Here is a 1,042-nt window from a genome sequence, read left to right on the forward strand (position 1 = left end):
CGCGCACCTTGTTGCGGCCGCCGAAGCCCCGCCAGCGCGCGATCGGCAGCATGAATTCGAGACCCGCGCGGTCGGCTATCTGCGCCGCCGTCAGATTGTCCCGCCACCCGGCGGCCCAGCGTTCGGGCACGTCGGTGATGGCAAGGCCGCCATCCGCATTGGTCGAGAAGACGCCGAGCTTCAGTCTGTTCGGGCCTCGCAACGGATGGACTTTGATCATGTCTCTAACTCGTTCTGGAATAGGCCACGCTAGGCCCGCGCGAAAATATTTCAAGCCTGAAATAGCTTCGCCTCATCGTCGTTTGCGGGTATGAAACAGGGACACGACCGCAAGAGAGAGACATGAACGAATTTCGCCGGAAGTGCGTGGGCAGAGAAAACCTCGTCGGCTCCTTCGCAGCCATACCCCATGCCGTCGCCATCGAGGTGATGGCACAGTCCGGCCTCGATTTTCTTTGCATCGACTGGGAGCACGCTCAGATATCGCGGGATCTCGTCGAAGGCATGGTCCGGGCGGCGGATGTCCATCGCGTTCCGACCATGGTGCGTGTGCCCGGCCATGGATCCGAAGCCATAGCGGCGGCGCTGGACAGCGGCGCGCAAGGCGTGCTTGTCCCACGCGTGTCGAGCGCGGGCCAGGCCATGATGGCGGTGCAGGCTTCGCGCTACCCGCCAGCCGGCGAGCGCGGCGTCGGACCCGGGCGGGCCGCCGGCTACGGCTATCGCATCCCGGAATATCTCGCCGCCGCCAATGACAGGACCGTGGTCGCGGTTCAGGTCGAGACCGCGGAGGGTCTTGCGAATATCGAGGCCATTGCCGCTGTCGATGGCGTCGACGTGATCTTCGTCGGCCCTGGGGACCTTTCGGTGTCGATCGACGCGGTTGGGCCGACGGGCGCCGACAAGCTGGCTCAGGCGATCCGGACGATCATCGGCGTAACGGTCGCACACGGCAGAACGGCAGGCATATTTTGCGCCAAGCCGCACGACACCGGCCCATGGGCGGCCATCGGCGCCAGTTTCTTCGTCCTTGCCAGCGACA

General features: G+C 64.9%; 1 protein-coding gene and 1 pseudogene. One reads left to right on the forward strand and one right to left on the reverse strand.

The features are described from left to right. Positions 1 to 220 (reverse strand): annotated as a pseudogene (locus EOA29_RS37600) (LLM class flavin-dependent oxidoreductase); the annotation flags it as partial. Between the two features lie 122 nt (positions 221 to 342). Between EOA29_RS37600 and EOA29_RS37605 the strand changes: the two are divergent. Then, positions 343 to 1,042, forward strand: a 700-nt coding sequence (locus EOA29_RS37605; protein ID WP_127222471.1) for an aldolase/citrate lyase family protein, incomplete at its 3' end; no start/stop codon positions are given.

It is taken from the genome of Mesorhizobium sp. M1E.F.Ca.ET.063.01.1.1, assembly GCF_003998155.1.
Classification (GTDB): Bacteria; Pseudomonadota; Alphaproteobacteria; order Rhizobiales; family Rhizobiaceae; genus Mesorhizobium.